Source organism: Streptomyces sp. NPDC039424 (assembly GCF_055639495.1).
Map to the genome: position 1 here is coordinate 1 of NZ_JBVKAI010000008.1, position 20,968 is coordinate 20,968.

The 20,968-nt window shown below is 73.9% G+C and carries 16 protein-coding genes; 6 read left to right on the forward strand and 10 right to left on the reverse strand.

Annotated features, from left to right (window positions below; genetic code table 11):
* Positions 1-1,472 (reverse strand): condensation domain-containing protein (locus ACZ7L0_RS21075; RefSeq protein ID WP_471244013.1); only part of this gene is annotated, 1,472 nt, incomplete at its 3' end.
* Between the two features lie 514 nt (positions 1,473-1,986).
* Here ACZ7L0_RS21075 and ACZ7L0_RS21080 point away from each other — a divergent pair.
* Genes ACZ7L0_RS21080 through ACZ7L0_RS21100 form a run of 5 tightly spaced genes read left to right on the forward strand, consistent with a single transcriptional unit; the run spans position 1,987 to position 5,063 of the window.
* Entirely contained in the window at positions 1,987-3,324 is a 1,338-nt protein-coding gene (locus ACZ7L0_RS21080; RefSeq protein ID WP_471244314.1) for a class I adenylate-forming enzyme family protein, read from the forward strand.
* A 56-nt stretch (positions 3,325-3,380) separates the two neighbouring features.
* Positions 3,381-3,617, forward strand: a complete 237-nt coding sequence (locus tag ACZ7L0_RS21085) for an acyl carrier protein (RefSeq protein WP_471244014.1) — start codon at positions 3,381-3,383, stop codon at positions 3,615-3,617.
* Positions 3,618-3,660: 43 nt separating this feature from the next.
* Positions 3,661-3,861 (forward strand): MbtH family protein, encoded by a 201-nt coding sequence (locus tag ACZ7L0_RS21090; protein WP_099505831.1) that lies wholly within the window; start codon positions 3,661-3,663, stop codon positions 3,859-3,861.
* Positions 3,862-3,870: 9 nt separating this feature from the next.
* On the forward strand, positions 3,871-4,434 hold the full coding sequence (locus ACZ7L0_RS21095; protein WP_471244015.1) for a hypothetical protein: 564 nt from the start codon (positions 3,871-3,873) through the stop codon (positions 4,432-4,434).
* The gene (locus tag ACZ7L0_RS21100) at positions 4,431-5,063 is read left to right on the forward strand and encodes a DUF6875 domain-containing protein (protein ID WP_471244016.1); all 633 of its coding nucleotides are present in this window, start codon (positions 4,431-4,433) and stop codon (positions 5,061-5,063) included. The genes ACZ7L0_RS21095 and ACZ7L0_RS21100 overlap by 4 nt, the downstream gene beginning before the upstream one ends.
* Before the next feature lie 16 nt (positions 5,064-5,079).
* Here the strand turns inward: ACZ7L0_RS21100 and ACZ7L0_RS21105 are convergent, their stop codons facing one another.
* The 7 genes from ACZ7L0_RS21105 to ACZ7L0_RS21135 form a co-directional block, all read right to left on the reverse strand.
* A complete protein-coding gene (locus ACZ7L0_RS21105) occupies positions 5,080-5,703 on the reverse strand; it encodes a LysE family translocator (protein WP_471244017.1) in 624 nt (207 codons plus the stop codon).
* 79 nt (positions 5,704-5,782) lie between these two features.
* Positions 5,783-6,541: a helix-turn-helix transcriptional regulator gene (locus ACZ7L0_RS21110; protein ID WP_471244315.1), complete on the reverse strand. Its 759-nt coding sequence runs from the start codon at positions 6,539-6,541 to the stop codon at positions 5,783-5,785.
* 205 nt (positions 6,542-6,746) lie between these two features.
* The gene (locus tag ACZ7L0_RS21115; RefSeq protein WP_471244018.1) at positions 6,747-8,498 is read right to left on the reverse strand and encodes a hypothetical protein; all 1,752 of its coding nucleotides are present in this window, start codon (positions 8,496-8,498) and stop codon (positions 6,747-6,749) included.
* Positions 8,495-12,118 (reverse strand): vWA domain-containing protein, encoded by a 3,624-nt coding sequence (locus ACZ7L0_RS21120; protein ID WP_471244019.1) that lies wholly within the window; start codon positions 12,116-12,118, stop codon positions 8,495-8,497. Before ACZ7L0_RS21120 ends, ACZ7L0_RS21115 begins: the two co-directional genes overlap by 4 nt.
* A 5-nt stretch (positions 12,119-12,123) precedes the next feature.
* Positions 12,124-13,293 (reverse strand): ATP-binding protein, encoded by a 1,170-nt coding sequence (locus ACZ7L0_RS21125; RefSeq protein ID WP_471244020.1) that lies wholly within the window; start codon positions 13,291-13,293, stop codon positions 12,124-12,126.
* A 73-nt stretch (positions 13,294-13,366) separates the two neighbouring features.
* A complete protein-coding gene (locus tag ACZ7L0_RS21130; protein WP_471244021.1) occupies positions 13,367-18,370 on the reverse strand; it encodes a hypothetical protein in 5,004 nt (1,667 codons plus the stop codon).
* A complete protein-coding gene (locus ACZ7L0_RS21135) occupies positions 18,367-19,221 on the reverse strand; it encodes a DUF4132 domain-containing protein (RefSeq protein WP_471244022.1) in 855 nt (284 codons plus the stop codon). The genes ACZ7L0_RS21130 and ACZ7L0_RS21135 overlap by 4 nt, the downstream gene beginning before the upstream one ends.
* A 263-nt stretch (positions 19,222-19,484) precedes the next feature.
* On the opposite strand from ACZ7L0_RS21135, the gene ACZ7L0_RS21140 reads away from it, so the two are divergent.
* Complete coding sequence (locus ACZ7L0_RS21140) at positions 19,485-20,342, forward strand: peptidoglycan-binding protein (RefSeq protein WP_471244023.1); 858 nt, start codon at positions 19,485-19,487, stop codon at positions 20,340-20,342.
* 15 nt (positions 20,343-20,357) lie between these two features.
* Here the strand turns inward: ACZ7L0_RS21140 and ACZ7L0_RS21145 are convergent, their stop codons facing one another.
* Complete coding sequence (locus ACZ7L0_RS21145; RefSeq protein ID WP_471244024.1) at positions 20,358-20,498, reverse strand: hypothetical protein; 141 nt, start codon at positions 20,496-20,498, stop codon at positions 20,358-20,360.
* Positions 20,499-20,569: 71 nt separating this feature from the next.
* Complete coding sequence (locus tag ACZ7L0_RS21150; protein WP_471244025.1) at positions 20,570-20,953, reverse strand: DUF5997 family protein; 384 nt, start codon at positions 20,951-20,953, stop codon at positions 20,570-20,572.
* Positions 20,954-20,968: the final 15 nt, after the last annotated feature.

Genomic DNA, 20,968 nt, shown 5'->3' on the forward strand with positions numbered 1-20,968 from the left:
TTGAGTTCCCGGTATGTGAGGGTGGTGTCGCCGCTGACCACGGCGACCGTGTCGGGCGTCTCGTCGGCCCGCGCCTCGAACAACCCCGGCAGGGTGGCCTCCGTCGCCGCAGGGACGGCCTCGGGCACGGCCAGTAGCGTCGCGCGCTCCTCGTCGGTGAGCAGGTCGATCCGGCCGATCGGCCGGGAGGGCTCCGACGCCGCGACGGCCCGCAGCACGGTGAGCAGACGCCGATGATGAGCGGCCAGCTCCTGTTCCGGGCAGATCTCGGGATGGGCGTTGAGGTCGACCGTCAGCCCGGTGCCGTCACGTCGGTCCCACACGGCGAGCGTGAGGTCGCCCACCAGGCCCGAGGAGAGGTTGTGCGCGGTGGTCGGCAGACCGGCGAACGTCACCGCGTAGTCGAAGGACATGACGTTGACGACCGGTGCGTACCAAGTGCCCACGCTGCCCGGCAGGTCGAGGTCCCGCTGCAGGTCCTCGGCCCGGTAGCACTGGTGGCTGCCGAGCTCCAGCACCCGCTCCCCGATCTGGCCGAGGAGCTCGCCGAGCGTCAGGTCCGGCCGGAGCGCGAGCCTGAGCGGGAGGACGTTGGAGGCCGTGCCGGGCGTCCGGCGCTGCAACTGGTCCAGGCGCGCCGTCACCGGCAGGCCCAGCACCACGTCCGGCGTACCGGTCATCCGGTGCAGATAGACGGCCGTGGTGGCGATGACCAGGTACGACCAGGGGGTCCGCGCCCGCCGCGCCGCGTCGCGCAGTTCCGTCAGTTCGGCAGGGTCCAGGGAAGCGGTCTGGCGGAGGTAGCGCTCCGGGGTGATCGACGGGCGTCCGACGATCCCGGTCGGCTCGGGGCGGTCGGCGAAGCGTTCGGTCCAGTAGGCCCGGTCGGTGGAGAACCGTTCCGAATCCCGGTACTTCCGGTCGGCGGCCAGCAGATCGTCCAGGGATCCGAACGGGCTGGGTCCCGCCGGGCGCCCCTGGGCGAGGGCGGTGTACACGTCCGCCACCCGACGGGTGATCAGCAGTGACCCGAAGGCGTCCATCACGGCGTGGTGGTAGCCCTGGTACCAGTAGAAGCGCTCGGCATCCAGCCGCAGCAGGGCGTACTCGAACAGTCGGTCCTCGGCGAGGTTCATCGGCCGGGCCACCGCGGCGTCCAGCCAGTCGAGGGCAGCCCTTTCGGGGTCCGGCTCCGCGCTGAGATCGACGAGTGCGGGCGACCAGTCGCCGAGTTCGTGGACCACCTGCCGGACCTCGCCGCGTTCCTCGACGAAGCGGACGTGCAGCGCGTCGGCCTCGGCGACGACCAGCAGCAGGGCCTGCTCGAACAGCACCGGGTCCACCCGTCCGTGGATCTCCAGGTACTCACCGACCCGGAAGACGTGGTTCGTTCCCTCCAGGCGCTGCTCGGCAATCCATATCTCGCGTTGGGCAGCCGTGACGGGCAGCGTGGCGCCAGCACTGACGGACAAGTCTCCACCTCCGAAAATTCCCCCGCGCGGACGGCCGGAGAGACAGGAATGAAAAACTCGCAATGGCCCGGAAAAAGCGTTGGAAATTCCACCGGGCGACAGAGGGACGGTGGCGTTCGCACAAACGGCGCGACGGGCCGTCATGCGCACCGAAATCGGGCACAACGGCCCGGAATCACAGTCAGGGCAACCTAACCCGGGAGCTCTTGAAGGGTCAAGGGAGATCAAACGGCTATGCCAGGCGCATGTCCGCCCGTTGTCCCGCCGGCGGGACAACGGTCCCGCTCCGCAGCCACGGCACGGAGGCGTCCGCCCCGGCCACGAAGGTGCACGGCAGGGACGGTGCCCTCGTGTCGCAGCGTGCTGCATTGATCGTCGGAGCGCTTGCCCGCCGTTTCGCGGCAGTGTTAGTTTCGGCATCGAACGTTTCGCGAACCTGTTTTCGCAAAAGGAAGCGTGTATGGCGAATACATGGTGGGGAAGTCATCTTCTGAACCGTGGCGCGGACGACGAGATGTGGGCCATTTCCAGCGCGCCGGTCACCCGGGGGCAGTTACGTACAGCGGTTGCTGATCTCGGGAGGCGTTTTCGGGAGCAGGGTGTGGGGGAAGGGAGCTCGGTTCTTCTGCGTATGAAGCCGAGTTTCACTTATCTCCAGGTGTTGTTCGCCCTGTGGAGCTGCGGCGCGCAGGTGGCGCTGGTCGACTTCCGGCTGAAACCGGCCGAGTACGAGCCGCTGGCCGAGCTGGTGCGCCCCCAGTACCTCGTCACCGCGGCCGGGGCGGACGGACCGGTGGCCGGATTCCGGCAGGAGTCCGGCTTCTCGGTCCAGCGGCTGCCCAGTGGCCGGCCGGCCCTCGAGGGCATCCGTCTCGTGCAGTTCAGTTCGGGCTCGACGGGCCGCCCCAAGGTGATAGGCAGGCCGGCCGACTCCGTGCTGGCCGAACTCGACCGGCACACCGCACTCCCCGGAGTCCCCGGCAGGGGCGACCGGCTGATGCTGCTGAACTCGGTCATGCACAACATGGGCCTGGTCAGCGGCGTGCTGCACGCACTCGCGGCCGGGGCGACGCTGATCGTCCCGCCGACGCTGCGCCCGGCCGAGGTGCTGCGGACGATGGCACGCACGGAGGCGTCCGCCGTGTACGGGACACCCGTCCACTACGAACTGCTGACCCGGATCGGCGGCCGGCCCGAACTGCCCGCGCTGCGCCTGGCGGTGTCCGGGGGCGAAGGGGTGCCGCAGGAGGTTTTCGAGCGGTTCGGCGCGCACTTCGGCCTGCCGATCAGTCAGGTCTACGGCCTCACCGAGATCGGGCTGATCGCGGGTGACCTCACCGGCACCTGCGAGCCCCCACAGGTGGGGCCCCCGGTGCCGGGCGCCGAGGTCAAGGTGGTCGGCGAGGAGCTCTTCGTCCGGATGGACCGATCGCCCTATCTGTACGGCGAGCACGCCGACCGGTTCACCGACGGCTGGCTGCGCACCTTCGACCGGGTGCACCAGGACCCGGTGACGGGGGTGCTGAGCATGCTCGGCCGGGCGGACTCACTGGTCGTCGTCGGCGGGCTGAAGGTCGATCTCACGGAAGTGGAGACCGTCCTGCTGGGCCATCCCCGGGTGGCCGAGGCCGTGGTGACCCATGGGGAGGTCATCGAGGCCTTCGTGGGCACCGACCAGGCACTCACCGCGCAGGACCTCACGGCCTGGTGCCGGGAGCGGCTCAGCCCGGTCAAGGTCCCCAAGCGCTTCCTCGTCACACGGCAGCTGCCACGGAACTCGATGGGAAAGCTGGTCCGCGACCGTGCGCTGATGCACGAGCGCATCACGCCGCACCCGTCGGCACGGGCATAGCCACAGCCACAGCCACATACACAGCTACAACCACCGCCACAGACACAGGGGGAACCGTGATCTCGAAAGACCACATCAGAGCGATCCTCTCCGAGAACGCGGGGCTCGGACCGCCCGAAGAGCTGTCGGACGACGCGGAGTTGGTGGTCGACTCGCTCACCCTGGTCGTCCTCCAGCACGGGCTGGAGGAGAGGCACGGCGTGGTCATCGACCCGCAGTTCGAGGACATGGCGCTCTTCACCTCGATCAACGGCATTCACAAGTACGTGACCAGGGTCCTGGAAGAGACGTGACCACCCCCTTTCCCCTCTCGACCCCTCTGCCCAGGGAGCATTGATGAGCAACCCCTTCGAGAACCCGGACGGCACCTTCCTCGTGCTGGTCAACGACGAGGGCCAGCACTCGCTGTGGCCCGCGTTCGCCGAGGTGCCCGCGGGCTGGACCGTCGCCCTCGCCGAGACCGACCGCCAGACCTGCCTCGCCTACGTCGAGGAGCACTGGACAGACATGCGCCCGCTGAGCCTCGTTCGCCGATAGGAGACCGCGATGGACGACGTCGCATTTCAGCAGCTGCTGCTGAGCGAGGAGGATCTCGAGGAGTCGTTCTTCGGCGAGGAGCCGAGTGCCGCCTACGATCCCGTCTTCGTGTCCGGCCACGAGTCGGGGCGGGTGCTCGTCGACCTGACGAACATGCTCACGCACGGCACGCACCCCGAGACGACGCACCACGCCTCCGCGCTGTTCACGAACATCGTGGGGTCGGTGGTGTTCCACCATGTGGCGCAGTTCGGGAACGGAGCCGGCCGCGAGGTGTACCGGCAGCTCTTCGACGCGGTGCGCGACTGCGCGCACTACCGGATGGAGCTCAACGACGGTGTGCAGCTCGACATCACCAGGCTGAACGTGGGGCCGGTCGCCCTGGGCGACAGCGGATTCGTGGTGCGCTGGCTGTCCACCGTCGACCATTTCCGTATCGAGACCACCTGGGTGATCGTCACGAAGGGCGACATCCTCAACTTCATCAACACCCGCATCCCGGACGAGGCCGAGGTCCATCGGCTTGCACGCATCGCCGTGGACCGCGTCTCCGACCTGACGGGCACGTCATGACTCCCACCGCGACCCTCGTCGACTTCGCGTCCGCGCTCGATTCGGTGGACTCGTGGCTGACCGAGTACATCTCGGCGAACCACCCGGAGATCGGCCGCACGGGGCCGATCTGCCCGTTCGTGTCACCGGCCCGCAAGAACAGGACGCTGGAGATCCGGATACGACTGGTCGGTCATGCCCCGAGCCTCGAACTGGTCGAGGAGATCGCGCGCGGCAGTCTGCGCGAATACGAGCTGACGACCTGGCAGGGCAGGAATCCCATGCTGCAGGCCATGGTCGTCGTCCTGCCCGATCTCCGCGGCGAGGACACCGGACTGCTCGACCAGGCCCAGGAGCGTGTGAAGGACGACTTCGTGGCTCAGGGCCTCATGATCGGCCAGTTCCACGAGAACTGCGAGGTGACGGCGGCGCGCAACCCCCGGTTCGCGGTGAGCAGGGCGCCGGTGCCGGTCCTGGCGATCCGCGCCATCGCCCTGCACGACGTCTTCTTCCTGTCCGACCGGCCCCACTGGTTCGAGAAGTACCGGGAGAAGTTCGGCAAGTTCTTCGGACCCGACTCCACGGTGATGGACCCGCTCCTGGTGGAGCGCTATCGCCAGGGCGAGCAGGCCTACGGCTTCTCGTCCTGATCCCCGCCGATGCCTCTCACTCGGTAGCCGCCACTCCGATGCCGAGGGCGATGAAGAGGCAGCCGGTGACCCGTTCCCAGCGGCGGCGCCAGGCCGGGCGGCCCAGCACCGCCCGCAGTCGTGCGGCGACTCCTACCAGGGCCAGCCAGTAGGCGATGCCGATCACCACGTCGAGGAAGCCGAGCAGGAAGATCTGCCCGGTCAACGAGGTGCTCCGGTCGACGAACTGGGGCAGGACGCTGAGGAAGAACAGGGCCGCCTTGGGATTGAGGACGTTGGTGAGCAGCCCCTGGACGAAGCTCTCCCGGCGACTGTCGCGACGGGCCTCCGTCGGCCGTTCCTCGTACCCGCCGCCGACCTTGCGGGCGTTCAGCAGAGCTCGTACACCCAGGTACATCAGGTACGCGGCACCCGCCAGCTTGATCACGGTGAAGGCGTAGGCCGACCGCGCGGCGAGGACCGACAGCCCGAGGGCCGCGGCGCACATGTGCACGCACAGTCCCGTCTGCGCCCCCAGGGCAGCCGCCCGGCCCAGGGCGCGCCGCCGCGCCGCGGCCCGCACGACCACCAGGAAGTCCGGGCCGGGCACCAGGTAGGCGAGCACCACCACCCCGAAGAACCCCACGAGATCGCCCGACATGTGCCGCTCCGTCCCGTGTCCGACCGCCGGACATACCGTGCGAGTTCCACCGCTGCCTCACGTCATGCGGCTCCCCCGGTCACCTCCTGGTCGTCCCGGGCGCGGCCACCAGGCCCAGTTGCTGCGCGCGCAGGACGGTGCTGATGCGGTCGCGGGTGCCGAGTTTGCGGTAGATGTTCTCGATGTGCTTGTGCACGGTACGGGAGGAGATGCCGAGGCGGCGGCCGATCGCGGCGGCGGTGAGGGCGTCGGTGAGCAGGAGCAGCACGGCCGTCTCACGGGGGGTGAGGTCACCGGTCGCCGCGGGCTCGGGCGGGACGGCGGCCGTCGCCCGCCAGCGTTCCAGGAGTTGCCGCTGCTGGTCGACGGCTGCCAGCAGCGGTTGCAGATGCTGGGCGATCCGCAGGTGGTCGTCGGTGAAGTCCGTACCGGAGCGGTAGACGAGACATCCGGTGACCGGGGCGGCGGACCGCGGCAGGGGGAGTCCCAGTACGTGGTCCATGCCCATGGTGTCGGAGATCAGCCGGGCGGTCGGGCTCGACGGCCACGCGCGGCCCGCGGCCCGGCGCGCCGTGACAGGCGTCCGGTCGTCGTCGTCCGCGTAGTGGTGCGCGAACGGGTAGCCGGTGCGCAGCAGCCCCAGGGCCTCGTCCCCGAACCGGTCGAACTCCGCGGCGACGCCCGGTGACATGCCGACCGTGCCCTTGCCCTCGCTCCAGTCGTCCAGCTTGTAGATCAGCGCCTCTCCGCCGCACAGCCCGGGCAGGGCGGCGGCCATCAGGGGCCACAGGCGCTCGGGTTCACGCTCGTGGAGCGCCGCGACCGCGACCGCGAGCATGCGCTCGTAGGCTCCGTCCAGGCCGTGTGCCACTGTTCCTCTCCGGTTGTCCGTGTACGCAGTTGTACCCATACCCGCACGGCACCTCACCGTTCACACTTCAACCGGGCGACACCGGCACCGTTCGGATGTCTCCCACCATGGTGCGGGCCGCCGGTACGGGGGAGCGGCGGCCCGCACCATGTGGTGTGTCCCCATGGTGCCCTCACGCGCCCCACGCCGCGGCGCACAGGGCCCGGTCCACCTCTTCGGTGTAGAGCGCGGCGGCGAGCCAGGCGCGGGCGAAACGGTCCGTGTCGGCCGGGAGAAGGCGGCCGAAGGGGTCGCGGGAACGGTCGGCCGCGGCGGACCGGAGCTCGCCGAGCAGGTCGCCCGCCGTCGCCAGGCCGTGCTGCCGCAGGCGCCGACCGTCGACGCCGCCGTCCCCGGGGAAGGCCAGCACGCGCCGGCCACCGGAGGCGGCCTGGTGGACGCGGCGGCGCAGGAGATGCAGCGGGGCTTCGTCCGGGACGGGAACGGCGGGAACGGCGTGAACAGCGGGGACGGCGGGCGCGGATGCCTCGGCGGGCAGGTCGGCGCGCTGGAGACGGTCCAGGCCGAGGTCCACACGTGCCCCGGGATCGGTGGGGTGCTCGGTGGCGAGCAGCAGGGCGCGGGGCCGCGGGGCCGGGGCGAGGCGGGCGACGATCCGCAGCTTCCTGCCCCGTGCGGCGGCCAGCAGGCGGAGGTTGTCGCGGTGGGGGAGCGCGGGGTGGTCGTGGGCGGCGGCCAGCCGGAGCGTCAGTCCGTCGCAGTCGGCCAGCAGACAGTCGCCCGCCGCCTCGCGGACGGTGCCGGTGAGGGTGACGTCCAGGAAGAGCAGGTCGTGATCGCCGTCCAGGGCACGGCGGACCTGGTCGCCGATGGGCACGGCCCACAGCCGGTCGAGGGGCTCGCCGCCGAGGCCGGCGCCGGAGGCGCGTACCGCCCGTACCCCCGCGCCCGCCCCCAGCCGCCCCGTCGGCGAGACGGTGGCGCCGGACACCGCGAGGCCGGCCCGCGACAACTCGCGGTGCGTCAGTGCCGTGTCACCGATGCGTACGGCACGGTCGGCCGCGCCCACCGCCCGCCCGGAGCCGCCCGGGGCCACGTCCGAGACCGTGTAGAGGCGGCCGTCGGCATCGGCGGTCCAGGTGACGGCGCCCGCGTAGCCGGTCGCCGTCAGGACCGGTTCGGAGAAGACGCCGTACAGGCGCAGTGAGCCGTCCGGCGTGTACGGCTGCCGCACGGTGCCGCGCAGGGCGACCAGCTCCGGGCCGGTGGCGGACGGCAGGCGGTGGGCGACGGCCAGGACCTCGCGCAGCGCGGCGCCGAGGTCGTCGAGGCGGTACGCCGGATCGGCGGAGCGGGCTGCGCGCACCGCCGTGACCACGGAGACCGCCGAGGCGGCGGCCCGGGGCAGGCCCGCCAGCCGTGCGGTGTGCGCGGCCCGCAGCAGCTCCGCCTGGAGCACCGCGCCGGCGCCGTCCGTGCCGGCCTCCAGCACGGCCGCCGCCGCCTCGTGCACGGCCCGGGCGGCGGCGCGTTGCGCGTCGGTGGGCTGCTCGGGCTCCGCGACGGACTGTTGCCCCTCGGTGGGCTGTTGCTCCTCGGTGGCGGAGGGTGCTTCACCGGCGGAGTCGGCCGCGGCCTCGGCGATCGGCGCCGCCGAGGCCGCCGCGGCGCGGTGCAGACAGCCGGGGGCGAGCAGACAGCCGCACCGGATCGCGTCCGCGCGGGTCACCGAGCCACCGGGCGCGTGCAGTTCGAGGTGGGTGTCGTCGTCGACGGCGATGCGCACGGTGTCGCCGTCGACGACGACGGGCCGGGCGGCCAGCTTGGTGATGCCCGCGTCGAGCCGCTTGCGCAGCCGGGGCGAGAGCGCACCGACGAGTTCGGCGGTCACGGACGGGGCGACCGGAGGCAGGTCCGGGCTCATGCGATCTTCTCCCCTACCCAGCGGGCGAGTTCGAGCGGGCTGAGGGCGGCGACGGGCATCCCCGCGGCGACGAGCTGTCCCGCGACACCCGTGGAGTACCGCGGTCGGCCCGTGTCGTCGAGGCTCGCGCAGCCCAGGACGTGGCAGCCGGCCCCGACCAGGGCGCGGACCTCGGCGAGCAGTCCGCCGAGCGGGTAGCCCTCCTCGAAGTCGCTGACGACCACGACGAGGGTGCGGGACGGCACGGTCACCAGCTCACGGGCGTGCCGCAGCCCGGCCGCGATGTGCGTGCCGCCGCCGACGCTCACCTCCAGCAGCAGCGACAGCGGGTCCCCGACATGGTCGGTGAGATCGATGACCTCGGTGGAGAAGGCCAGGAAGTGCGTGGAGAGGGTCGGAACCCCGGCCAGCACCGAGGCCGTGAGGGCGGCCCAGACCGTGGACGCCTCCATGGACCCCGACACGTCGGTGACCAGGATCAGCCGCCAGTCGGCGGCCCGTTTGGCACGCGTGCGGAAGACCGGCCGCTCGGGGATCACCTGGATCGTGCCGTCCGGGCCGCGCCGCGCGGTCGCCAGGTTGGCCCGCAGTGTGCGGGGCAGGTCGAGACCGCCGCCCGGGCGCCGGCTGGGGCGCGGCAGGGCCGTGCCGTGCAGGGCGGGGCGCAGCCGCGTGGCCAGCTGCCGGGTCAGGGCGTCGACCAGGCGCCGCACGAGCGGGCGCAGCGCGGCCAGCCGGGCCTCGGGCAGGCCGCCCGCGTGCCGCAGCACACTGCGCAGCAGGTCGACCGAGGGCCGCACGCTGTCCGGGTCGAGCTCGGTGAACACGTCCCGGCGGCCCGCCGAGGCCGCCGCCGCCAGGACCTCCTCGCGGATGCCGGGCCCGAACAGGGCCGCCAGCTCCTGCGACCACTCCCGCACACCGGGGTACGGCGCCTCCCGCCCGCCGCCCAGGCCCGCGCCGGTGAGGTCGCCCCGGCTGCCCTCGCCGCGTCCACTGCCGTACAGCTCGTCCAGCGCGGTGGCCAAGGCCGCCGCCGACCGGGGCAGTCGGTCCGTGCGGCGGCCCAGCAGCAGGCGCCAGCGGTCGGCCGGGGCGAGCCGGTGTTCCTCACTGGATGCGCTGGATGCACCGGATGTCCCGAATACGCCGGTCGTGCCGTCTGTACCCGTGGTGTCGGACGTCTCGGTCGCGGTTGTGCCGGAGACCGGCCCGTCCCGCTCCTCGGTCCCGGGCGGGGGCAGCAGTCCCATCGTCCGCAGGACCTCCCGGGCCGCGAGGTCCGCGCGTGTCCAGGTGGCGAGGGCCGCGGGGTCGACACCGGCCGGGTCCGCCAGGTGGCCGGTGCCGAGGCGCTCCTCGACGCCGGACAGAAGCCGGTCGCGGGCGGCCGGGCTGAGCGTGTCGAACCCGCCCCTGAGTGCGGGCAGCCGGTCGAGGAAGTCCCGGTCGGACAGCTCCGACACGCGGGTGAGCAGCGGCTCCAGGGCAGGGGGCGCGGCCTCCAGGAGCTGGCCCGCGGCGGTCAGCAGCCCGGTGAGCCGGGCGGTCAGCGCGGACCGGGACTCCGGATCGCAGGCGCTGTCCACCCAGGACGCCACGCGCCCGCCGAGCGCCCGCGCGTCCTCGTGCCCGAGGAGCACGCGTACGGCCCCGGCGGCACCGCGCATCAGCGGGGAGCCGTCGGCGGCCAGACGGGCGAGCGCGTCGGCGAGCCGGATGCCGCCCAGCTGATCGGCGCGGTGGGCCAGGCCCAGCAGGGCGTGGGCGTCGGCGGGATCCTCCGAGCCGGTGAGCCCGTCCACCTGGCGCACCGCGGCGGCGGTGAGCAGCCCGGCCACGGCCGCCGTCCGGGCCGTACGGTCCTCCTCGGCGCCGAGTCCGGCCACATGGCCGGACCGCAGCCGGTCCAACAGGGCGAGGCCGGCGAGGAGTTCGGGCAGCGTGCCGGAGTGCGGCAGTACTTCGGCGGTGTCCTCGAGCCGTTCGTCCGCGAGAGCGGGCAGCCCGCACCCAGCCGCCTCTTCGAGACCGCGCAGGGCCTGCGCGGCGGTGGGGCCGCCCTCGTCCCGCTCCACGCGGCGCCGCTCGCGCAGCACGCCTTCGGCGGCCTGGGCCGAGGTGACCCCGCGCACCCCGGCCGTGGCAAGCATGGCCGCCGTGGCGGGCGTCCAGCGCACCTCCCAGCGCGAGGTCAGGGCCTCGGCGTTGCCCGCGCCGACGACCTCCTTCGCCTCCGCGTACGGCACGCCGCACACCGTCAGGCGGCGCAGCAGCAGTTCGCGGCGGCGGTCCAGGCCGGAGCGGAGCGGGTCGAGGCGCAGGTCCCGGGCGGCGCCGGACGCGCCGGCCTCCGGCCCGGGCAGGCCCAGCTCGGCGAGCTCCGCCTCCACCGCGGGGGCCAGGCCGCTGCGCGGTGCGCCGGGCGCGGGACGTCCGGCGCGCGTGCCGACGAGCACGCTCTCCATCGCCCGGGCGACGGCCCGGCCCCGGCCGTACGGCTCGCCCTGCGCCAGTACCGTCTGCACCGCCTCGACCAGCTCGCCCCGGCCCGCCGTGGGCAGCCCGCGCAACCGGGCGAGGTCTCCGGCGAGTCGGCTGATCTCGCGGGCGTCGGCGGGCCCCGACGGATGGCCGAGCGCCCGCAGCCGCGCGCACACCCGGACGGCCGCCCGGGTCAGTGCCTCCTCCAGCGCGGCCGGATCGCCCGCGGCCTCCAGCACCAGGTGCTGCCACTCCGGGTCGCGGATCCCCGCGGGGTAGCCGGAGCGTTCGTCCAGGAGGGCGTAGGTGTACGGGATGAACGAGGTCGTCCAGACGGGACGGGTGCCGGGGCGGGGCGTGTCAGCGCCCGCGGCGGCGGCCGAGGCCCCCTGCTCAGGCCCCGCGGGGGCCGGGAACTCCGGGCCTGCCCCCGCTTCCACGGGCGGGGACACCAGCGCCGGTGCGTGGAAGGCGCCGACGACCACCGCCGCCCGCCGGCCGTCGGCGGTGGCGTCGGCCAGACGGTCGCGCATCCACCGCTCCCGCCGCAGGTCCACCTCGGGGACCCCGCTGGAGGCCAGCGCGTCCTGGCGCAGCGCCCACCCCGCGAGCAGCGCGGCCCGCCGCACCGCCTCGGGCGGCGAGCCCGGTGCGGTCGCCTCGACGAGACGGTCCCACAGGTCGTCACCGGGGCGGCCGGTGAGTCGGGACCGCAGGGCGACGGCGAGGCCGGGCCGACCGGACGCATCGCCCCGGTCACGCCGGTCCGTCTCCCACGCCCGGTCCGCCAGCGGCAGGTCGCAGGCGACGACCGGGACGTCATGCCGGGCGGCCCAGCGCACCGCGGCGAGTTCGGGGGAGAAGTCGGCGAACGGGTAGAAGGCCGGCCCACCGCCTCCTCCGTCGCCGGGGGCGGCGGCGAGGGCGACCGGGGCCCGGGTCTCCTCGTGGCCGAGCCAGGGCAGCCACTCCTGCAGCTCGGCGGGGAGTTCGACGAGCAGCACGTCCGGCTCGGCCGCGTCCAGCAGCGCGGGTACGGCCGCGGCCAGCGAGGGCGCGTGGTGCCGTACACCGATGAGAAGTGGCGCCGCCGGGTCGGTGAGGGCCGCGAGGGCTTCGTCGGGGGAGAGGGGCACGGCCGTCAGCCCTCCAGGACCGTGCGCAGGTCCCACAGGGTGCGCCAGGTGGCGGAGCCCTGCTCGGCGCGGCGCCGCACGGGACCGTCCCAGTAGCCGCGCAGCCGGGCCGCGTCGGCCGGGTCGTCCTTGCGGACCACGCCGAGGAGGTGCCCGGGCAGCAGCCCGAGCACATCGCGGTCCCCGGGGAAGTAGGCCGCGGCCAGCCCCAGCGCGCCCGCGACGGACACGGCCTCCGCGGTGCTCATCACCGTGGAGGGCCGCTCCACCTCCCAGCCCTCCGCCGACCGGCCCTCCCGCAGATCGCGGAAGGCGGTGACGAGGGCCTCCAGGACGGCGTCGTCCACCTGGAAGGGCGCCCCGGCCCGCTCCACCGAGGCCCGCGCCTGGCCGCGCACCAGCGCGGTCTCGGCGTCCAGGTCCGGGATGGGGCCTACGGCCTCGAAGTTGAAGCGCCGCTTGAGCGCGGCGGACATCTCCGAGACGCCCCTGTCCCGCAGGTTGGCGGTGGCGATGAGGTTGAAGCCCAGCGCGGCGTGCGCCAGGGCGTCCTCGGTGCCCGCCAGTTCGGGGACCGCGATCCGCCGCTCGGAGAGCAACGACACCAGCGAGTCCTGTACTTCGGGGAGGCACCGGGTGACCTCCTCGACCCGGGCGATGCCCCCGCGGCTCATCGCCGTGAGCACCGGAGAGGGCACGAGCGCCTCCCGGCTGGGGCCCTTGGCGAGCAACAGGGCGTAGTTCCAGCCGTACTTGAGCTGGTCCTCCGTGGTACCCGCCGTCCCCTGCACGACCAGGCCGCTGGTCCCGCACACGGCGGCGGACAGCAGCTCGGACAGCATGGACTTGGCGGTGCCGGGCTCGCCGACGAGCAGCAGGCCGCGCTCACCGGCGAGGGTGACGACGCACCGCTCGACCAGCGCCCGGTCGCCGACGAACTTGCCCTCCACCACCAGCCGGCGCGGGACGCCGTCGGGCACCTCGGCGTTCTCGCGCAACCGCAGCGCCTCACCGCCGCTGCCCATGACGAACGTGACCACGGCACGCGGGGTGAGCCGCCAGGCGGGCGGGCGCGGCCCGTCGTCGTAGGCGGCGAGGAAGGCCAGCTCGGTGGCGTACCGGTCCTCGGGCGGCACGATCTGCCGGGTGGCGTCGGGGACGAGGGTGGTGGTCATCGGCGGGTGTCCTTCGGGGCGGTGGCAGGGATGGTGGTACGGGCGGTGGTCGGCGGCCGGTGTCGGCGGGCGCTCATCGGCGGCGCCCCTTCCGCGTGGCCCGCGTGGTCAGCTCCTCGTAGGCCGGCGCGTCCCCCGCGCGTACGCGGTCCCAGGCGCGGGCGAACAACTCCGGCACGGGGATCAGCGGTACGGCGTGGCCGTAGGTGGCAACCGGGTAGAGACCCTCCTTCCAGGTCTCCACCGGCAGCGCCGGGGACTTGAGGTCGTACCAGCCGCACGGCAGGAACAGGGTCCGCCCGGCGCGCGGGCGCTTGGCCTCTACGACCAGGTCGGTCGCGGCCAGTTCGGCCCGGGCCTTCTTCGTACGGGCGGGCTTCCAGCCGGTCCAGCGGGCGCAGTTGCGGTCCGTCGGGTCGGGCAGGGCCAGCAGCTGCAGATAGAGCGCCGCGGCGTCCTCGCCCAGGCCGTGCGACGCGGCGACCTCGGCCACCAGCGCGGGCACGCTGACCGTGGGGTCCTGGGCGTGGCCCGTGGGGCCTTCGGCGCCGGTGCCGGCCGCGAGGGCCCCTTCGAGTCCGTCGCCGAGGATGGTCCGCAGGGTTCCCAGGCCCTCGCCGCGGTGCGGCCCGACCAGGCCTTCGAGGAGCAGCAGGACGTCGTCGTCCGGGCCGGTGAGAGCGGCCGGCCGGATCAGCACGTTCTCGTTCTCGCCGTACCAGGGACGCAGCACGAGCGCCTCGCCGACCCGCGTCAGCCCGTGCGCGTCGGCTCCGCCGGTGGCGGGCAGCCCGTACGCCTTGCGGAGCTCGACCGCGGTCGCACCGCCCTTCTCCGCCCAGGCGACGTTCAGTTCGAGCAGCAGCTCCGGGTCGGCGAGGCGGCGGCGCAGCGCGGCCAGGCCCTCCGGCAGGGCGGCGCGCAGCGGGTGTCCGTACGGCAGGCCGTAGGCGAGCGCGGCGAGGGCGGAGACGGCGCCGGTCAGCTCGAACCGGCTGGGTATCGCGCTGGGGTCCGCCCAGGTCAGGTCGCCGTCCTTGTCGGGCCGCAGGACCGAGGTACGGCTGAGCCACGGGGTGCGGCCCGGGTTGAGCACCGCGTCGGCGGCGCCGGCGCCCACCGGGAGGCCGGCGGCGATGTCCTCGGGCAGGCGGACGAGCGAGCCGAGCCGCTCGGCCCACACCCGGCCCGCGGCCTCGGTGTCCGGCCCGTTCGTCCACAGGTCGGCCGGGTCCGCGGGCAGCAGGGCCCCGGCGAGCGCGGCCCGGTCGTCCGCGCCCAGGGAGCCCAGCATGCCGTCGCCGAAGTCCTTCTGCCGGGACTTCAGCCCGATCGTGGCGAGTGCCTGGGCGTCGGCGCGGTGCGGCAGACCGGCGAGCAGCACGGTGGTCTGGACCGGACCGAGGCCGCCCCGGGTCGCGGCCGTGAGCGCGGCGGGGGCCTCGGGCCGCCAGGGCGCGGCGCCCTTGTCCCGGATCAGCCGGGTGAGGGCGGCCAGCCGGTCGGCGGGCAGCGCGGGCGTGTGCCGGGTCTCCTCGTCCAGCGTGAAGTGGGCGATCGCGCCGAACACGCCGGTCGGGTCGTGGTCCAGGGCCAGCCAGTCCACGCGGTCGCGCTGGGTGTCGATGCGTCGGCAGCCGAGGACGACCACCGTGCGGCCCTCGCGGCGCAGCACCTGACCCGCGCGCTGCTGCTTGTCGTGCGGCTCGCTCAGCACGATCTCGCGGAGCGTGCCCCCGGCCGCGAGGAGCGGCCCTTCGGTGAGGACCTCGAACAGCACCAGCAGCGCCTCCCGTTCGGCGTCGGGCACGGCGGGCGAGGCGGCACGGTAGGCGAGCGGGCGCAGCGCGGACAGCACGGAAGGCCACACCATGCCGATGCCGGGGATGACGAACTCGTCGCTGCGCCAGCCGTCGCCGAGTGCGGCCAGCCGCTCGGCGGCCGGCAGGGGCTTGCCGTCGGCGGGCTTCCCGGACAGTACGTGGTTCACGGACCGGATCTGCCGCAGCACGCTCCACCGTTCGCCGCCCGACCACCCGCTCAGCCGGGCCAGTCCGCTGATCGCCGTGTTCAGCGCCTGGTCCTCGCCGAACTCGGGGCAGTAGTCGGCGAACATGCCCTTGGTCCGGCGGGGGTCCGACTGAGGCCGCTCCACCGACGGTGCCGCGAAGGCCGCGGCCGACTCGGCGATGCGCAGGGCGCTGCGGACGAGGGCGGCGACGCCGATACGCATCCGCTCGTCGGCGAGGCCCGGCAGGGCGCGGGAGACGGCGACCAGGGCGACCTGGTCCGCGGTCGGCACGGCGGGCTTGCCGTCGGCGCCCGACTCGCCCGCGGCGCGTGCCCGGGCCACCTGCTCCTGCCGCTCGGCCAGCGCCGCGGCCGTGACCCGCAGCACCTCGGTGATCTGCTCGTCGGTCAGGGCGCGCAGCACGGCGGACGACCGCTCGTCGCGGGGGCGCAGGGCGTGCCAGAAGGCGACCGGCGGCACGAACCGGGTGCCGGCGGCGAACTCGCCGCCCTGCTCCAGCGCGACCACCCGGCCCAGTACCCCGGAGGCGGAGGTGTCCTCGGCGGCGCACAGGAAGAACGTCATGGCGGCCTGTGCGACCACGGGTTCGGCGCCGCCGGGCAGGCGCAGCGCACCGAGCGGGACACGGCGCCCGGCCCCGTCCTCGACGGGCAGGCTGACGGTCCGCCCGTCCGGGGTGCCCGCGGTCCGCAGAGCCCCGGGGCCCTGGCCTTCCGCGCGCACCCAGCGACCGAGGACCGCGCCGTCGGTGCCGAAGGGACTGTGCTCCAGGCCGGGTTGCAGGGGCAGGACCTCGCAGTCCGAGGGCAGTAGGGACGCGTCCTCACGGATGCCGGAGCGCAGGAAGGCGGGCAGTGAGGCACGGCCGTGCGTGCCGGTCGCCGGGTCGTACTCCAGCCACATCGTGTGCCTGCCCTGCCTGCCTTCGCGCCAGTAGGTGGTGCCGTCGCCGATGACGGCCCGGCTGGGCGGCAGGACGGTGTCCCCGGCGTGCAGCGTGCGCCCGCCGGTGGCCCGGCCGCCGTCGGGCAGCGGGATGGAGGTGTTGCCGGTCTCGTGGCTGGACCAGTAGCCGGGCAGCTGCTCTCCGGTGAGCGGGAACACCTCGGACGGCCGGGCGGACCAGTATCCGAACTGCTTGCCGCCGTGCCGCCACATCACCAGCAGCTCCCCGTCGGTGTAGCGGAACCGGGGGCGCTGCCAGCGGTCGAGGTCGTCGGGGAGGCGCAGGTCGTGCTCGAGCAGGATCTCCTCGGGGCCGACGACGACCGCCTTGTGCGGGCGGGCCAGGATCAGCGTGGGCCAGGCCTCGGTGACGGTCAGGGTGTTGTCCTCGCCCTTGCGGGGCTTGCCGTCGAGCAGTCGCAGCCCCTGCTCCAGGGCGGGCCAGCCCAGCTCGTCCAGGATGCCCGCGCGCAGCGTACGGCCGAGCAGCGGCGCGATCGCGTGCTCCGCGACCCGGGCGACGGCGCCGGGGCCGACCTCGCGGGCGACCGTACGGAAGGGGCGCATCCGGTCCAGGGCCGCGCGGGCGCCGGGCAGTCCGACCGCGCGGGTGAACTCCGCCGCCGCCTCGTCCAGCCACTCGCGCAGCACCTCGCCGAGCACGGGGTGGACGGCGAGGGCGGCCAGCACCTCGGGCGTCGCCCGCTGCCCGTTCCCCAGCGTCCCCACGGACCGGTGCAGCAGACGCCGCAGGCCCGGGTCCGCCGCGGTCGCGACCAGATCGCGCCGGCCCGGCCTGGTGTCGGGCAGCCAGCGCTCCAGGGCCAGATACACGTTCACGTGCGGGGCGGGCATCGCCAGCGGGATGCCCTCCGCCACGCACAGGTCCAGCAGATCGAGGTCGGCCCCGGCGTGCCAGCGGCCGGCGAACAGGTCGACGGGCCGGCCGGCGGCGCGCAGCTTCGGCGCCATCCGCTCCACCAGCGCCAGGGTGGCCGCGGACGGCCGGGAGTAGGCGCTGCCGTGCTTGCGGTGCAGCGCCCAGCGGCTCAGCCAGTCGGCGGCGTCGACCCCCTGCCCCGCCTCGTCGTCCTCCCCGGTCAGCAGCCGGTCCGCGCCGCTCTCCGCGAGCAGCGTGAGCCAGAACTCGTCGTCCTCCACCTCGCGGCCCAGCCCGGCCGGCATGATCTCCAGCAGCCGGGCCCGGACGGCCGGTCGCCGCTCGGCGAGGACCGTGAGGGTGGCGCGGTAGGCGGTCCAGAAGGAGGCCGGGGCGCGCACGGCGGCGGGCGAGGCGAGCAGGTCGGCGACGAGGGCGCACTCCTCGGTGACCCGGTCCAGCCCGGCTGCCTTGATCAGGCCGCGGGCGTCCTGCGGCAGCGAGGCGTACGGCGGCATCCCGGCCGCACAGCGCTCCACCGTCAACTGCCGGAACTGCGCCCACGCCCGGGCCGGGTCGAGGCGCCGCGCGAGGTCCTTCACATGCTCCTTGAGGGCCTTGACCGTCAGCGCCCCGGCGAAGGCGAACTCCAGGAACACCGCCCGCTGCCGCTCCTCGTCGACGGCCAGCGCGTGCACCCGCTCGGCCTCGCGTGCCTTGCCGAAGAAGGCGGAGGCGTACGTGGTGTTCTCGTACTGGAGGAAGACCCGGGCGGCCTGTTCGTAGAACGTCGGCAGGAAGTGCGGCACGGTCCGGCCGAGCCGCACGCCGAGCGCCTCGAAGCCGTCCTTGGCGTTGCCGGGGCGGGACTTGGCCTGGCGCGCGAGCCGCTCGACGTCCTTGACCAGGGCCAGCGCGTGGTGCCCGTTGGCCGGGTCGTTGACCAGCGCCCAGGCGGGGAAGCCCAGGGTCTCCCGGCGCACCTGACCGACCTCGGGCGTCTCGGGCTCCCGGTCCAGGCCGAGGAACTCCAGCGCGAGGTCCTCCGCCTCACCGAGGGTGCCCGGCACGAGCCGGACCACGCGCCGGTCGTCCAGGGCGGGGTGGGTGTAGGTGCGGACGGTGAGGGTGTCGGCGTCCTCGCGCAGGGTGCTGCCCGGGGGCAGGACGGCGCCGGAGTCCAGCAGCGCGGCGGTGGTGGTCTCGTCGTACGTCGTCATGCCGCCCGCTCCTCGTCCTCGATGTCGCGTCCGGCGTACAGCGCGGCCGCCATGCGCATGCCCTCCGACCAGGCCACCGGCCCGACCTGACCGAGCTTCAGCACCCGGCCGGCGGTGTCGCTCCACAGCAGCGGGCCGGTCTCGGTCTCCTCGTAGCCGTCGTAGTCACCGATCCACACCCGGGCCTCGACCGCGCGGCCGTCCTCCAGCACGGAGCACACCGAGTTGCCGCCGCGCACGCGGTAGCCCAGCTGGCTCGCCCGGCCGTGCAGGAAGCGCAGTTCCTTGAACGAGCCGCCCGCGTACTCCTCGACCTGCGTGCCCTCGGCGTCTACGGCGGCCGGGCGGAGGAACACCTCCCGGAAGAGCTGCTGGGCCCGCTGCTCCACGCCGAGTTCCACGGCGAACTCCCGCAGGTCCGCCAGATCGTCCAGGAGCACCGGGTGCGGGATGCGGACCAACTCTGGGGACACGCGCACGGTGTCGCCGTCCAGGTCGACCAGACCGAGGCCGCGCTCGGGGTCGGCGTCCCGCAGGAATCCCGCGACCGCGCCGTCGGCGCCGGTGACGACGAGGTCGCGCAGGGCGGCCTGCCAGGCCGGGTCCGGCCACACCCGGGCGATGACGGCCAGGGGCACCGGGAGCGAGCGGATCATCCATCGCTCGACGTCGGCCAGGCACTGCCGCTCGTGCCGCTCCAGCCACTCGGTGAGCTGCCTGAGACCCACCACCGCCGGATCGTCGGCGAGCTTGGCGGGGACGGACTTCAGCCGCCGTCCGGACGTGTTGCGGCACACCACCTTCCCGCTGTCGAGGGCGACCTCGTAGTCGCCCGCCCGCACCCACCCCATACGTGCCTCCCCGCACCGCAGTGATCAAGTGACGGGAACTCTAGGACAGGGCACTGACAACGCCCCTTCGCCCCCTGGGGAGCTCTGGCGGGGGGCGGACGCGTTCACGTGACGCGGCTGCGACGGCTGTTCGAGGAGGATCGCGGGGACCCCGCAGATCGTGTCCGCGGCCGCGATCGCCAAGTCCCCCGCCCGCCCGGCCGAGGAGGCGACCGCTCGCGGACCACGGCCTCGGCCGAGGCCGCCGCAGAAGGAGACAGGTGATGGCACAGCCACTGAGCGCGTCGAAACTGCTGGAGATCCTGCGCGCCGAGGGTCTCACCGTCCACGAGGTGCGTGACTGGCGCAACCACAACCGCAACTCCAAGGGGCCGTGGGGCCCGGTGAACGGCGTCATGATCCACCACACCGTCACCTCCGGCACGGCCACCTCCGTCGACATCTGCTACAACGGCTACTCCGGCCTGCCCGGTCCCCTGTGTCACGGCGTCATCGACAAGCAGGGCCATGTCCACCTCGTCGGCAACGGCCGCGCCAACCACGCCGGCCTCGGTGACGGCGACGTCCTGCGCGCGGTCGTCGACGAGGCGAAGCTGCCGCCCGACAACCAGGCCGACACCGACGGCAACAGCCACTTCTACGGCTTCGAGTGCGTCAACCTCGGCGACGGCGAGGACCCTTGGCCCGAGGAGCAGAAAGAGGCCATCGAGAAGGCCGCCGCCGCGATCTGCCGCCACCACGGCTGGACCGAGCGGTCCGTCATCGGGCACAAGGAGTGGCAGCCGGGCAAGCAGGACCCGCGCGGCTTCACCATGGACGGGATGCGCAAGCGGATCGCCGAACGGCTCGCCTCACCGGCGCCCCAACCGAGGTACGAGCCGTTCCCCGGCAGCGGCTTCTTCCGCGCCGGGCGGAGATCGTCCCTCATCACGGCCATGGGCCGCCGCCTCGTCGCCGAGGGCTGCGGCCGCTACGAGTCCGGCCCCGGCCCCGAGTGGACCGAGGCCGACCGCAAGTCCTACGCGGCCTGGCAGCGCAAGCTGGGGTACAGGGGCGACGACGCGGACGGCATCCCCGGCAAGTCCAGCTGGAACAAGCTGAAGGTGCCGGCCCAGGACTAGGCCCCTGGGCGACCGTCACCAGCGGGGCAGCCGCGGCTCGTACTCCGGGTGGATCCGGCGCAGGGGCTGCCAGGGGAAGGCCTCGGCCGGCGCCCGGATCGCGGCTGTCTCCTCGTCGGGCGGGAGGACGCCGCATCTCACAGGGGCCGCACGCACAGCACGACGCCCCCACCGCCAGGGGATCGGCGGTGGGGGCGTCGGAGCCGTGCAGGTGGTGAGGGGCGCGGTTACTCGGCTCGCTCGGCGTTCTTCGCCTTGACGCGGGCCGCTTCCTTGCGGACCTCCGCCTGGGTGGCGCGCTCCTTCTGCAGCCACTCGGGGCTTTCCTGCTTCAGGGTCTCGATCTGCTCGGTGGTGAGGGCCTCGGTGACCCCGCCGCGCGCCAGGCCCGCGATGGACACGCCCAGCTTCGCCGCGACCACCGGGCGGGGGTGCGGGCCGTTTCGTCGCAGCTCGCGCAGCCACTCGGGCGGATCGGCCTGGAGCTCGTTCAGCTCGGCGCGCGAGACGACACCCTCCTGGAACTCGGCGGGGGTGGCGGGGAGGTACACACCCAGCTTCTTCGCCGCGGTGGCGGGCTTCATCGTCTGGGTGGTCTGGTGCGACTTCATGGGGTCCAGGGTATC